The organism is Caballeronia glebae (assembly GCF_001545035.1).
Lineage (GTDB): Bacteria > Pseudomonadota > Gammaproteobacteria > Burkholderiales > Burkholderiaceae > Caballeronia > Caballeronia glebae.
The window spans coordinates 1-13,576 of sequence record NZ_FCOJ02000076.1; the positions used below are offsets into that span (position 1 = coordinate 1).

A 13,576-nucleotide genomic window follows, 5' to 3' on the forward strand; every position below is an offset into this window, starting at 1 on the left:
CGATCTGCCGCAGGCGTTGCCCGCGCCGCCGTCGATGCCGCTGCCGGCGTCCGACCTGCCGCCGATGCTCACGCCGCCGCAGTCCTTGCCGCCGATCTACCCCGTGCCCGCGTCGGGCGTGCAGAACGGGACGAGCGGGCAATAAAAAAGCGCAGCCGAAGCTGCGCTTTCCTCATCGGCCGACGCGCTCAGTGCAGCGTCGGGCCTGCGTCCTTGGGCGGTTCGTCGTCATCGTCTTCGTCTTCGTCGGCGACGAGCAGGCCGTCCGCGCCGTGCGCGTGCTGATGCTGGATTTCATCTTCCGTTGCCGTGCGCACTTCCTGCACCGACAGCGAGAAACGCAGCGCCATGCCCGCGAGCGGATGATTGCCGTCGAGCACGACTTTGTCTTCGGCGACGTCGGTCACGGTGTAGATGAGCGAGTCGATGTCGTCATCGCCGTCTTCGGGCGTGCCTTCGAACTGCATGCCGACTTCAAGCGGCTCCGGAAAGCGGCCGCGCTCCTCGACCTTCACAAGCTCGGGATCGTACTCGCCGAATGCATCCTGCGGTTCGAGCTGAATGAGCGTTTCATAGCCCGCCTCGCGACCATCGAGCGCTTCCTCGATCTTGGGGAACGTGCCATCATAGCCGCCGTGCAGATAGACCATCGGCTCTTCGCTCTCCTCGATCAGATTGCCTTGCGCATCCGATAGCTTGTAAGCGACCGAAACGACAGTGTCTTTCGCAATTTTCATTGGATCCTCCAAGATACAAGCCTCGATTATACGATGCCCAAGCGGCCCTCAGACGCAACACCATCCCCGGTTTCCGGCCTTCCCGAACACGCTCGCGCGCCTTTGCCAGACGAAGTCACACCGTTGTTGGGCAACCGCACGCCGCGACAGTTCATGCGGCGTTACTGGCAGAAGAAACCGCTTTTGATCCGGCAGGCGATCCCCGATATCGTCGCGCCGCTCGCACGCGACGAACTGTTCGAACTCGCCGATCTCGACGATGTCGAGTCCCGGCTCATCACACATTTTCGCAATGCGTGGAATCTGGAGCACGGCCCGTTCGCACCCGACGAATTGCCTCCCGTCAAAAAGCGTGAGTGGACGCTACTCGTACAGGGCGTGAATCTGCATCATGACCGCGCGCACGCGCTGATCAACCGGTTCCGCTTCATTCCGGACGCGCGCCTCGACGATCTGATGATCTCCTACGCAACCGATGGCGGCGGTGTCGGACCGCACTTCGACTCGTACGATGTGTTCCTGCTTCAGGTTCATGGCAAGCGGCGCTGGCGCTTCGGCGCACAGCGCGATCTTTCGCTAAAACCCGGACTGCCGTTGAAAGTTTTACAGCACTTCGAGGCCGAGGAAGAATGGGTGCTGGAACCGGGCGACATGCTTTATTTGCCGCCGCACATCGCGCACGACGGCATCGCCGAGGGCGAATGCATGACGGCCTCAATCGGCTTTCGCGCGCCCTCCTCGCACGAGCTCACGGCGCAGTTCCTCTATCACCTCGCGGAGCGCGCCGAAGAAGCATCCGAGGACAGCCGCGGGCACGCGCGTTATCGCGATCCCGCGCAGGAGCCCGTGGCGAGCCCGGCGGCGCTGCCCGCGCGTCTGATCGAGCGTGTTGGCGCGATCCTTGCGACTGTCAACTGGAACGAAAAGGACATCGCCGAGTTTCTGGGCACTTACCTGAGCGAGCCAAAAGCGAATGTCGTGTTCGACGCACCCGAGCGTGCGTTGAATGCGCAAAAATTTGTAGACCGAGCGAAAAAGATAGGCGTAAGGCTAGATAGAAAGACCATTTTGCTATATGACGCACGTTCATATTTTGTAAATGGTGAAGCGCAAGCGTTGTCGTCGACACTGAAAAAGTGGCTTCCGGAATTGGCCGATACGCGGTTTTTGGAGGCGAAACGCTTTGTAACACTTACAGACGAATCGTCAATGACAGCGCTGCTTCACGAGTGGTATCGTGCGGGCTGGATTCTTTTGGGCGCTTTGCCTTGACAGGCTTGCCTTTAGAGGACTTCACGGCATACAGCGGATACTAGAAATTGCTGTTCCGCAATATGAAAATATGTATGAGAAAGACAACGTATCGTCCCCTGATTTATCGACGGTCGTTGCGAAAGTGCCTATAATTTCCGGCCAAGCCGTCGGAAGTCTCACATAAAAAAGAATTGTGGGTCTCCACAGCGGCCCAAGTCGGTGTTGGAGCACACATTACCGGTACTTTGCGCTGTAGCTTACCTTTAACCATAAAAGGACGTGATCATGAAGAAATCCCTCCTCGTAGCATCCCTGTTGGCTGCTGTTGCTCTTGCTGCATGCAACAAGCCTAGCGAAACGGCTGCTCCGAGTGCTGCAAGCGATACGTCGGCTGCTTCGGCTCCGGCCGCTGCTGCTTCGGACGCAAACGCTGCAGCATCGAGCGCTTCGGCCGCTGCAAGCGATGCAGCTTCGGCTGCTGGCGCAGCTTCGGACGCCGCCGCTTCGGCTGCTGCTCCGGCATCGGGCGCAAGCCAGTAAGGCTAGGCGCTACGCCAGAGGCCGCTCAAATGCGGCCTGTGAACGAAAAAACCGGCTCTTGGGCCGGTTTTTTTGTATCTGCTTGCCGCGTCGATCTACTTTGCGGCCTTCGCGCTATTCAGAGCGTGAGCCAGTCGAAGCCTTCCGTCTGGGTCGCGACGACCACGTCCACCGCGCTCGCGCCCAGCACGGACGCAAGCGCCGCCTGCGCGAGATGCGGCAGATTGTTTTGCTGGCTCAGATGAGCGGCCACGAGGTGACGCAGCCTTGAGCGGTCGAGCGACGCGAGAATGGCCGCCGCGGCTTCATTGTTCAGATGTCCATGCGACCCGCCGATGCGCGCCTTGAGCATGGGCGGATAGCGGCTTGCGGCGAGCATCGCGACATCGTGATTTGATTCGAGCACGAGCGCGTCACAGCCGCTCAGCACGCTCGTGATGTGCGGCGTCGACACACCGACGTCCGTAAGCACACCGAGCCGGCAAGCGCCGTCGGAGAAGACGTATTGCAGCGGCTCGCGGGCATCGTGAGGGACGGTGTACGGCAGCACGCTCAGATCGCCGATAGCGACGCTCTCATCGCCCCACAGCACGTTCAATTCGACGTTGGCTTCATCGGCGCCGATGGCGCGCGCCGTGCCCCAACTCATGTAGAGCGGAATGGACCAGCGGCGCGCGAGCGTCAATGCGCTGCCGATATGATCCGTGTGCTCATGCGTGATGACGATGGCGTCGAGATCCTCGGCACGGCGGTTCAAACGCGCGAGACGGCGCTCGACCTCCTTTCCGGAGAATCCGCAATCGAGCAGCACGCGCGTCGTGGTCGCGCCGCTCGATGCCTCGACGAGCAATGCATTGCCCTCGCTGCCGCTGCCGAGACTGGCGAATCTCACAATGAACTCATTATCGACTGACCAACGGGTTAGCCTAGTTCAACTGAGCATGCAGCAACGAGACGATGCGCTGCGCATCGGACGACGTGTCCGGCTGCCCGTTTGCATCGACGACGCCGACTTGCGTGACCGAGTCGGCCTTCGGCTTCACGTTGACGAGGAACTGGCGCGTCGGCTTCGGCGTGTTGCTCGAAAAGAACTTGCCGAAGAGACCATCCTTCTTCAGTTCCGCCATGGAATCCGAAAAATGGACGTAGTAGATGCCCTTGTCGCGATCGCGATTGTCGACCGTGAAGTTGGTGCGATCGAGCGCGAGACCCACGCGCAGCCAGGCGCGATCGAACGGCTCGGCGAGATCGAGCGTGGAGCCGCCCGCGCTCGGGTCCATCGCCACTTTCGCGCCCGTCGGACGCGCCTGCGTCATCAACTGCTGCGACTGCGCTTCGGTCAGGCCGAATTTCTGCATCAGCTTCGTGAGAACCGCGGCTTCGAGTTGCGGATTGCGCGGACGCGTTTCCCAGCGCGACGAAGTCTTGTCCTGCCCCGTCAGCACTTCTTCCATTGCGCTGTGCGTGACGGAGATATCGGTCGAGCCGTCGGATGCGCGGTCCACCTGCGTGCGGAACATGTCGCGCGTGCCCGACGAGTACGCGAAGTCGAGCAGCTTGCCCACGCTGTTTCTGAACCAGTCGTTCGGAATGTTCGCGCGGTTCTCCGCCCAGTCCGTCGCCATGATGCCGGTCCGCGGCGCATCGGTCTTGAGCGTGAAGCCGTTCTCTTCCCAGAACTCCTTCAGCGGACCCCAGACCTGGTCCGGCGAGCGGCCGTCGACGACGAGCCAGCGGCGATCGCCGTCGCTTTCGATGTGCATGCCGAACGGATCCTGCGCGTTCGGCACGCCGAGCGTCACGTTGCCGGCCGGCGTGACCGAGCGCTCCGCGGCGCCGCCGAGCGAGTTGAGCTTGGGCGGCGCGGCGTAGCGCTGGCTGATGTCGGCCGTGGTGAGGTCGGATGGAACCGCCAGCGAGGGCGCGGTTTCAGCGCCCTTGTAGTTGACGCGATCCGGCGCGAGCCAGTCGTTGAGCGTGTCGCAACCCGCGAGCGCGAAGATGGCGCTGGCGCCGAGCGACAGCACGCTCAGGCGTTTGGCATGAGTAAGAAGAGCGGAACGTTTCATGAGGTCCTTCTTTGCTGCAGATGCGCATTGCCTCGCGCCGATCCCGCTCTAGCCGAGCGGTTCAGCGAGGCCAATGTCGAGGCCAATGAGCGGCGGTTGATGACTGAAGGCGAGGTCCATTTCGATCGCTTGCGGCAGCGCGGCCTTTGCTTCCTTGTACCTTGGCGCGCCGCCGCATGCGATCAGGCGAGAAGCCCGGCGTCGCGCAACGCGTCGCGCACCACGTCGTGGTAGCGCGCGTCGAGCGGCGTAAGCGGCAGACGAATGCCGCCTTCCATGCGGCCGAGCGCCTGCAGCGCCCACTTGGCCGGAATCGGATTCGATTCGCAGAAGAGTTGTTTGTGCAGCGACAGCAGCTTCAGATGGATGCGGCGCGCGGTGATCGCATCGCCCTCGATGGCGGCGCGGCAAAGCTGGCTCATTTCCTTCGGCGCGACGTTGGCCGTCACCGAGATGTTGCCGTGGCCGCCGAGAAGCATGAGCGCGATCGCCGTGGGATCGTCGCCGCTGAAAATGCTGAAATGCGCCGGCGCCTGCTTGATCAGATGCGCCGCGCGATCGATATTGCCCGTTGCTTCCTTCACGCCGATGATGCCCGGCACGTCCGCGAGGCGCAGGATCGTCTCGTTGCTCATATCGGCAACGGTGCGGCCCGGCACGTTGTAGAGGATCACAGGGAGGTCGACAGCTTCGGCGATCGCCTTGAAATGGCGATACATGCCTTCCTGCGTCGGCTTGTTGTAATACGGAACGACTTGCAGCGTGGCGTCGGCGCCGACCTTTCTCGCGTGCTTCGAAAGCTCGATGGCTTCAGCGGTCGAATTGCCGCCCGCGCCCGCGATGATCGGGAAGCGCTTGGCCGCGTGCTCGACGGCCGTCTGGATCATCAGGATGTGTTCCTCGACCGACAAAGTGGCCGATTCGCCGCTCGTGCCGACCACGACGAGACCGTTCGAGCCTTGTTCGACGTGCCAGTCGATCAGTTTTCGAAACGCCGGCAGATCAAGACTACCGTCCTCGTGCATCGGTGTGACGATGGCAGGAATGCTGCCGCGGATCTGGATGCCGCCGTGTGTTCCGTTTGTCATGAAACTCTATGAATTTAATCGTAAATTTAATCGCAAAAAGCGATATTACGCGATTGTAGCGGATTAGCCGGTCAGCGCGTAACGTGGCGGACCCGAGGGTATGTTACTAATCGTGAGCGCGTTTTCGGCCGACTTCGGTTCGCGCGCCGCGCAGATTCGCTGCACGTAGGCAGGACGCGGGTCGTCGACGAATCCGTCTTCGTAGGCGATCACGCGCAGGCGCCCTCGCACCGCGTCGAGCAGTTCGCCGGGTTCGAGGAGAAACGCCGGATTCGACGGTTTGCCGATGCTGCCGTTGCCCGCCGCGAACGTCTCGTAGATCAGCACGCCGCCGGGCGCGAGCGCGTCGATGAAGTGCCCGAACAGCGGCCGATGCAGATAGTTCGTGACGACGATGGCGTCGAACGTTCGGCCGTCCGGCAGCGGCCAGGGCGCGCCGTTTTCGAGATCCGCGGTGAGCGTTTCGATGCCTTGGATCGCCGACATCGACGCGAGAGCCTGCTCATCGCGATCGACGGCGAGCACCGCGTGAGCGCGCGCCGCGAACCAGCGCGCGTGACGACCGCTGCCCGCGGCGACGTCGAGCACCGCGCCGCCGGGCGCCACGAGATGCGCCCAGCGCGCGACCCACGGACTCGGCGCGCCGTCCATCAGTTGTAGGACAGGCCCATGGCCTCGCGCACGTCGCGCATCGTTTCCGTGGCGAACTTGCGGGCCTTGTCGCAGCCGTCCGCCACGATCGCGCGCAAGAGCGACGGATCGTCCATGTACTTCTGCGCGCGTTCGAGCATCGGCTGTTGCTCGCGCAGGATGCCTTCGATCACCGGCTGCTTGCAATCCAGACAGCCGATGCCCGCGCTGCGGCAGCCCTTCTGCACCCATTCGTGCGTCTTCTCGTCCGTGTAGACCTGATGCAGTTGCCACACCGGGCACTTGTCGGGATCGCCCGGATCGGTGCGTCGCACGCGCGCGGGATCGGTCGGCATCTTGCGGACTTTCTGCTCGATGGTCGCCGCGTCCTCGCGCAGGCCGATGGTGTTGCCATAGGACTTCGACATCTTCTGGCCGTCGAGACCCGGCATGCGCGACGCTTCGGTCAGCAGAACTTGCGGCTCGACCAGAATGATCTTGCGCGCGCCTTCGAGATAGCCGAACAGGCGCTCGCGATCGCTCATCGACAGGCTTTGCGACTCCTGCAGCATCGCGCGCGCTTGTTCGAGCGCTTCGTCGTCGCCTTCCTGCTGATACGCGACGCGCAGTTCGTGATACAGCTTCGCGCGCTTGCCGCCGAGCTTTTTCGCCGCTTCGAGCGCCTTCTCCGCGAAATCCGGCTCCTTGCCGTAGAGATAGTTGAAGCGGCGCGCGATCTCGCGCGTCATTTCGACGTGCGGCACCTGATCCTCGCCGACCGGCACGAGCGACGCGCGATACAGCAAAATGTCCGCCGCCATCAGCACCGGATAGCCGAGAAAGCCGTAGGTCGACAAATCCTTCTCTCTGAGCTTCTCGATCTGCTCTTTATAAGTCGGCACGCGTTCGAGCCAGCCGAGCGGCGTGCCCATGCCGAGCAGCAGCGAGAGCTCGGCGTGCTCGGGCACACGGCTCTGGATGAAGAGCGTCGCTTGCGCCGGATCGATGCCCGACGCCAGCCAGTCGATAAGCACCTCCCAGACGTTTTTCTCGATGACCTCGGGCGTCTCGTAGTGCGTCGTGAGCGCGTGCCAGTCGACCACCGCGAAGAAGCACGGATATTCGGACTGCAGCCGCACCCAGTTTTTCAGCACGCCGTGATAGTGGCCGAGGTGCAGCGACCCGGTGGGCCGCATGCCGGAGAAGATACGGTCAGGGAACATGATGTTATGGGAATAGTGAAGCGAGGGGATTCAGAATGGCCGACACCGCCGTATAGCCGACGTTCACGAGCGGCCCGAGCCAGAAGCGCGTCAGCACGCCGGTCACGACGAGCGCCATCACAATGAAGAAGCCGTAAGGTTCGAGCTTCGAAAACGCGATGGACGCGCGCACCGGCAGCAGCGCCATGACGACACGGCCGCCGTCGAGCGGCGGCAACGGAAAGAGATTGAGCACGCCGAGTACGAGATTCACGCCGACGCCCGCGGCCGCCATGCGCGTGAAGAACATCTCGTCGACGTGAAAAGCCGCGAGCAGCACCGCGATCACGCCCCAGACGAGCGCCTGCACGAAGTTGCTGCCGGGCCCGGCCGCGGCCACCCACAGGCTGCCCCAGCGCGGATTGCGCAGGTTGCCGAACGCCACCGGCACGGGCTTCGCGTAGCCGAACATGAACGCGCCGCTCGTCACGAAGTACAGCACGATCGGAATGACGATCGTGCCGATCGGGTCGATATGGCGCATCGGGTTCATGGAAACGCGGCCCAGCACGTAGGCCGTGTTGTCGCCGAGCAGTCGCGCGGCATAGCCATGCGCGGCCTCGTGCAGCGTGATCGCGAAAATCACGGGGAGCGCGTAGACCGCGATGGTTTGTATCAGGGAAGGATCCATAGGGCGGTATTGTATCAAGCAGGGAGGGGCGATCAGGCGCGCGCGACGGTGCCGGGCGCGCACTATTTCGCCGGCGATGTGCGATAACGCTTAATCGGGTCGTATGCTCGTGTGCGCTACTGCGCGGCGCTTACGCCGTGAGCCCGAACGGTTCGAGACTGCCTATCCCCGCGCGCACGAGCACGGGCTCCCCCGACGAGAGATCGATCACCGTGGACGGCTCCGCCGGGCAGGCGCCGGAATCGATCACGAGCTCGACCTGTTTTTGCAGCCGTTCGCGAATTTCCTCCGCGTCGTTGAGCGGCTCGGTGTCGGGCGGCAGGATCAGCGTCGAGGCGAGCAGCGGCTCGCCGAGCGCCTCCAGCAGCGCGAGCGTGATCGCGTGATCGGGCACGCGCAGCCCGATCGTCTTGCGCGATGGATGCGAGAGCCGCCGCGGCACTTCCTTGCTTGCCTGCAGCACGAAAACATAAGGCCCCGGCGTCACCGACTTGATGAGCCGATATTGCTGGTTGTCGACCATCGCGAAGTTGGAAAGCTCGGAGAGATCGCGCACGAGCAGCGAGAGCAACTGCTTGTCGTCGATGCCGCGAATACGTCGCAGCCGCTCGACCGCGTCCTTGTCGTCGAGATGGCAGCCGAGCGCGTAGCTCGAATCCGTCGGTAACGCGACGAGACCGCCGTCCCTGATGATCTGCACGGCCTGATTGATGAGCCGCGGCTGCGGATTGTCCGGATGAATGCGGAAGAATTGAGACATGGCGACGCCTTATTGTTTCGATCGTTATCACGAAGGCCGAAGCGGCGCGAATCGCACGCGTGCGCACCCTGCGCGATGCGCGCGCGGAAAATCACAGGTGATGCAAAGACCGTGCGCGCGAGACGAGAAAGACGCGCGCCACGAGAACGCTAAAGCCAGCGCTCCCAGACAGGCGTGAGATCGTCGGGCAGCGGCGGAAGCAGACCGAGATCGACGCGCCCTTCGCCCGCGCCGTGGAAGTCCGAGCCGCGCGATGCCTCGAAGCCGTAGCGGCGCGCGACATCGGCGTATTCGCGGTACTGATCGGGCGTGTGGCTGCCGGTCACGACCTCGATCGCCCGGCCGCCAAGCTGGATGAAATCGTCGAAGAGCGCGGCGAATTCGACCGGCGTGTAATCGTAGCGACCCGGATGCGCGATGATCGGCTCGCCGCCCGCGTCCTTGATCCATTTCACGGCGTCCGCGAGCTTCGCCCAGCAATGCCCGACGAAACCCGGCTTGCCGTCGCCGAGATAGCGCGCGAACACGTCCGACGTGGACCGCGCATATCCGGCTTCCACCAGATACCGCGCGAAGTGCGTGCGCGAAATCATGTCGGGATCGTCGGTGAAGCGCAGCGCGCCTTTGTAGCAATCCGGAATGCCGACCGCCGCGAGCGCCTCGCCGATCGCCACGCCGCGCGCCGCCCGCCCGTTGCGCGTGGCTTCGAGTCCCTTGAGCAGCGCATCGTCGTGCGGATCGACATTCATGCCGACGATATGCACCGTGCGCGACGCCCACGTCACCGAAATCTCGACGCCGGGCAGATAGCGCATGCCGAGCGATTCGGCGGCCTTGCGCGCTTCGTCCTGCCCGCCGAGCTGATCGTGATCCGTCAGCGACCACAGCGTGACGCCGTTCGCATGCGCGCGCGCCGCGACCTCGGCGGGCGCGAACTGGCCGTCGGACACGGTGGAGTGGCAATGCAGATCGGCGTTCATCTTCGGTTCTTGAGTTTCACTGACATTCTAACTGTATCGGCGTGACACGCCGATTATGTAGTTCCTTCGTTCCGTGCCGCGCCGTTCACGCGCAGAACGACTCGACCAGCGCCGCGACGCGCTCCGGCTGGTCGTGATGGATCATGTGACCGGCTTCGTCGACGATTTCCTCGCGCCAGTCGGGAAATGCCTGAAAGCGCGTCTTGAATTCCGCGACGGGCGTCTCGCCCGCGAAGGTTGCGAGCGTCGGCGAATCCTTCGCCTCGACGTGCAGCACCGGGGCCGTGACGCGCGCCCACGCCGCGCTCACCTCGTCCAGCCGATACAGCGTCGGCCCACGCAATTTGTGCGCCGGATCGGCGAGCAGATGAAAGCGCCCGTCCGCTTCCTCGCGGGACCAGTGCTGCGCGAGATACCGTGCGCGCGCGAGCGGCAGACGCGGATTCGTGCGGATCAGCCGATCGGCGACTTCGTCGAGGCTCGCGTAACTGCGCAGCGCGGGCGGCGCGCGCAGATCGTCGAGCCATTGTGAGATGCGCCCCGGCGACTGCGACGCGCGTGCCGCCGGCAATCCGAAGCCCTCCAGATCGACCACGCGACGCACGCGAGCCGGCCGCACGCCCGCGTACAGCAGCGCGACGTTCGCGCCCATGCTGTGGCCGACGAGATTCACCTGCGAGCCCGGCGCGTAATGGTCGAGCAGCACGTCGAGATCGGAGAGATAGTCGGGAAAGTAGTAGTGGCCACCGCCCTTTTGCGCGACCGGCCAGTCGGACAGGCCGAAGCCGCGCGCATCGGGCGCGAGCACTTGCCAGTCGCCGGCGAGCGCATCGACGACGAACTGGAACGACGCGCCGATATCCATCCAGCCGTGCAGCATGAAGAGCATCGGGGCGTCGGGCGAGCCCCAGCGGCGCACGTGCAGGCGCACGCCGCGCGCATCGACGAATTCGGAGCGCGAATCTTTCATGGTTTCGTCTCGATTGAAAAAAGATGATCGTTCGATTATAGCGACGATGATCTCGGCCTACTTCGTGTCGAGGCCGGCCAGCGCGCGCAGTTCGGCGTCGTCGAAACCGGCGTCGCGACGCGCTTCGAAATTGAACGGGCCGCGCAGCTTCGGCGCGTGATAGTGCGTGGCGAGACGTTCGTAGGTCGAATGCGGATCGAGATTCTGGCCGTCGCACAGAAACCGGAACCAGCGATTGCCGATCAGCACGTGGCCGATTTCATCGCGCAGGATGACGTCGAGAATCGCCGCCGACGCGTGATCGCCCGCCTGCGCCAAACGCTTTCTGATCGGCGGCGCCGCGTCGAGGCCACGCGCCTCCAGTGTGCGCGGCACGAGCGCCATGCGCGCGAGCACGTCGCCGCGCGTGCGCTGCGCCATATCCCACAGACCGTCGTGGGCCGGGAAATCGCCGTAAGCATGGCCGAAATCGGCGAGGCGCGCGCTCAGCAGCGAAAAGTGATGCGCCTCCTCCGCCGCCACTTTCAACCAATCGAGATAAAAATCGGGCGGCATCGCCGGAAATCGCCAGACGGCGTCGAGCGCGAGATTGATCGCGTTGAATTCGATGTGCGCGAGCGCGTGCAGCAACACGGCGCGCCCCGCATCCGACTGCATGCTGCGACGTTTCAGCGACGACGGCTCGACGAGTTCCGGTCGCTCGGGGCGACCGGGTAGATCGACCGGCTCCGCGAACGCGGCGTTCGGATCGATTCGGGACGTCTGCGCGCGCACCGCGTCGAAGAGCGCCCGGGCGCGCGCCGCTTTCGTCGCGGGGACGCGCTCGCACAGAATCGCAAGCGCGGCGCGGCGCGCACAGGCGCCGGCTTCGGGAGAAATCACAGAGTCAGGCATCGAACTATCTCGAAATCGGGCGTCGGACAGCGCGGTCCAGCGGACGCTTACAGCAAACGGCTAAAATGGTAATCCCGGTGGGCGCGGCAAAACGCGTAACAATCGGAATCGGCGCCCGCGACGTCCACGACAGGCGCGCATTGTAGCGCCGCATCGCGCCCCGCCATCACGACACCACGCCTCAGGAGACAATGTGGCCATCTACAAACTCGGCGACGACGCCCCGACCATCCACGAAAGCGTGTTCCTTGCGGACACCGCGACCATCATCGGCCGCGTGACGCTCGAAGAAAATGCGAGCATCTGGCCCGGCGCGGCGCTGCGCGGCGACAACGAGCCGATCGTCGTCGGACGCGGCAGCAACGTGCAGGAAGGCGCGGTGCTGCACGCAGACCCGGGTTTTCCGCTGACGATCGGCAACGATGTCACCGTCGGCCATCAGGCGATGCTGCACGGCTGCACGATCAAGGAAGGCTCGCTGATCGGAATCCAGGCGGTGGTCTTGAACGGCGCGGTGATCGGCCGCAACTGTCTGGTTGGCGCGGGCGCGGTCGTGACCGAAGGCAAGGTGTTTCCGGACAACACGCTGATTCTGGGCGCGCCCGCGAAGGCAGTGCGGGAAATCGGCGAGGCGGACATCGCCCGCATGCGCGTGGCCACGGCAAGTTACGCCGACCGGCGCGAATATTACAAGGCGCACCTCGTGCGCATCGGCTGAACGCAAGCGCGCAAGACGGCGCAGCAGCCTCAAACCCAAGGAAGAGTTGTGAACGACCAGTTGCAGAAATTCATGTTCAACGCGGCGCCGGTGCGCGGCGAGATCGTTTCGTTGCGTCACACGTGGCAGGAAGTACTCGCGCGCCGCTCGTATCCCGTGGCCGTGCGCAATGTGCTCGGCGAAATGATGGCGGCGTGCGCGTTGCTGTCGGCGAATCTCAAGTTCGACGGCACGCTCGTCATGCAGATCTACGGTGACGGCCCCGTGAAGATGCTGGTCGTGCAGTGCGCTTCGAACCTGTCGCTGCGCGCCACGGCCAAGCTGGCCGAAGGCGGCGAGAGCGAACTCGTCGACGAAATGTCGCTTCCCGAACTGCTGAATCGTCACGGGCGCGGCCGCTGCGTCATCACGCTCGATCCCTCCGATAAAAAGCCGGGACAGCAACCGTATCAGGGCATCGTGCCGCTGTCGGGCGAGCACGGCCCGCTCAAGTCGATGGCCGAAGTGCTCGAACACTATATGCATCATTCCGAGCAGCTCGACACGCGTCTGTGGCTCGCCGCCGATACCGATCGCGCCGTCGGCATGCTCTTGCAGAAGTTGCCGGGCGATGGCGGCATCGTTCCGCATCCGGGCGAGCACGACGCCGATACGTGGCAGCGCGTCTGCCATCTCGGCAACACGCTTTCGAACGAGGAATTGCTGAAGGAAGAGCCGGAGACGGTGTTCAAGCGCCTCTTCTGGCAGGAGAACGTGCAGCACTTCGAGCCGACGCAGGCGCGCTTCCAATGCACTTGCTCGCGCGAGAAAGTCGGCGGCATGCTGAAAATGCTTGGCCGCGAGGAAGTCGACAGCGTGCTCGAAGAACGCGGCGACGTGGAAGTGCATTGCGAGTTCTGCAATCAGCGCTATGACTTCGACTCGGTCGACGTTGCGCAACTTTTTGTCGCAAAAGAACTCTCACAAGGCATGAGCCCGGCGTCGGACCGGCGCCACTGAAAACGCCGCGCAAGCCTTGTCCAGTCGAGGTTTCGCCACGCGCG

At 63.7% G+C, this 13,576-nt stretch carries 15 protein-coding genes; 4 read left to right on the plus strand and 11 right to left on the minus strand.

The annotated features are described in order from the left end of the window. Positions 1–188 precede the first annotated feature (188 nt). A complete protein-coding gene (locus tag AWB82_RS32395) occupies positions 189–737 on the minus strand; it encodes an FKBP-type peptidyl-prolyl cis-trans isomerase (protein WP_086973388.1) in 549 nt (182 codons plus the stop codon). Between the two features lie 33 nt (positions 738–770). On the opposite strand from AWB82_RS32395, the gene AWB82_RS32400 reads away from it, so the two are divergent. After that, positions 771–2,009: a cupin domain-containing protein gene (locus AWB82_RS32400; protein ID WP_086973389.1), complete on the plus strand. Its 1,239-nt coding sequence runs from the start codon at positions 771–773 to the stop codon at positions 2,007–2,009. 267 nt (positions 2,010–2,276) lie between these two features. After that, on the plus strand, positions 2,277–2,531 hold the full coding sequence (locus AWB82_RS38645) for a hypothetical protein (protein WP_235023528.1): 255 nt from the start codon (positions 2,277–2,279) through the stop codon (positions 2,529–2,531). A gap of 118 nt (positions 2,532–2,649) precedes the next feature. Here AWB82_RS38645 and AWB82_RS32415 read toward each other — a convergent pair whose 3' ends face one another. The 10 genes from AWB82_RS32415 to AWB82_RS32460 form a co-directional block, all read right to left on the minus strand. Next, positions 2,650–3,423: an MBL fold metallo-hydrolase gene (locus tag AWB82_RS32415; RefSeq protein ID WP_086973391.1), complete on the minus strand. Its 774-nt coding sequence runs from the start codon at positions 3,421–3,423 to the stop codon at positions 2,650–2,652. A 34-nt stretch (positions 3,424–3,457) separates the two neighbouring features. Further along, positions 3,458–4,600, minus strand: coding sequence for an outer membrane protein assembly factor BamC (gene bamC, locus AWB82_RS32420; protein WP_086973392.1), 1,143 nt, complete (start codon positions 4,598–4,600; stop codon positions 3,458–3,460). Between the two features lie 182 nt (positions 4,601–4,782). Continuing rightward, positions 4,783–5,688 carry a 4-hydroxy-tetrahydrodipicolinate synthase gene (gene dapA / locus AWB82_RS32425; protein ID WP_086973393.1) on the minus strand — a complete coding sequence of 302 codons (906 nt, stop codon included), beginning with the start codon at positions 5,686–5,688 and terminating at the stop codon, positions 4,783–4,785. A 63-nt stretch (positions 5,689–5,751) separates the two neighbouring features. Continuing rightward, positions 5,752–6,339, minus strand: a complete 588-nt coding sequence (locus AWB82_RS32430) for a class I SAM-dependent methyltransferase (RefSeq protein ID WP_086973394.1) — start codon at positions 6,337–6,339, stop codon at positions 5,752–5,754. Continuing rightward, positions 6,339–7,541, minus strand: a complete 1,203-nt coding sequence (locus AWB82_RS32435; RefSeq protein ID WP_086973395.1) for a tryptophan--tRNA ligase — start codon at positions 7,539–7,541, stop codon at positions 6,339–6,341. Before AWB82_RS32435 ends, AWB82_RS32430 begins: the two co-directional genes overlap by 1 nt. Before the next feature lie 4 nt (positions 7,542–7,545). Continuing rightward, the gene (locus AWB82_RS32440; protein ID WP_086973396.1) at positions 7,546–8,211 is read right to left on the minus strand and encodes a site-2 protease family protein; all 666 of its coding nucleotides are present in this window, start codon (positions 8,209–8,211) and stop codon (positions 7,546–7,548) included. Between the two features lie 130 nt (positions 8,212–8,341). Then, a complete protein-coding gene (locus tag AWB82_RS32445; RefSeq protein ID WP_086973397.1) occupies positions 8,342–8,971 on the minus strand; it encodes an L-threonylcarbamoyladenylate synthase in 630 nt (209 codons plus the stop codon). Between the two features lie 149 nt (positions 8,972–9,120). Continuing rightward, the gene (locus tag AWB82_RS32450; protein WP_086973398.1) at positions 9,121–9,951 is read right to left on the minus strand and encodes a 3',5'-nucleoside bisphosphate phosphatase; all 831 of its coding nucleotides are present in this window, start codon (positions 9,949–9,951) and stop codon (positions 9,121–9,123) included. 85 nt (positions 9,952–10,036) lie between these two features. Then, a complete protein-coding gene (locus tag AWB82_RS32455) occupies positions 10,037–10,921 on the minus strand; it encodes an alpha/beta fold hydrolase (RefSeq protein WP_086973399.1) in 885 nt (294 codons plus the stop codon). Between the two features lie 57 nt (positions 10,922–10,978). Then, positions 10,979–11,815: a ferritin-like domain-containing protein gene (locus AWB82_RS32460; RefSeq protein WP_086973400.1), complete on the minus strand. Its 837-nt coding sequence runs from the start codon at positions 11,813–11,815 to the stop codon at positions 10,979–10,981. Positions 11,816–12,008: 193 nt separating this feature from the next. On the opposite strand from AWB82_RS32460, the gene AWB82_RS32465 reads away from it, so the two are divergent. Beyond that, positions 12,009–12,533 carry a gamma carbonic anhydrase family protein gene (locus tag AWB82_RS32465; protein ID WP_086973401.1) on the plus strand — a complete coding sequence of 175 codons (525 nt, stop codon included), beginning with the start codon at positions 12,009–12,011 and terminating at the stop codon, positions 12,531–12,533. Positions 12,534–12,581: 48 nt separating this feature from the next. Further along, complete coding sequence (gene hslO, locus AWB82_RS32470; protein ID WP_086973402.1) at positions 12,582–13,532, plus strand: Hsp33 family molecular chaperone HslO; 951 nt, start codon at positions 12,582–12,584, stop codon at positions 13,530–13,532. The last annotated feature ends 44 nt before the right edge of the window (positions 13,533–13,576 follow it).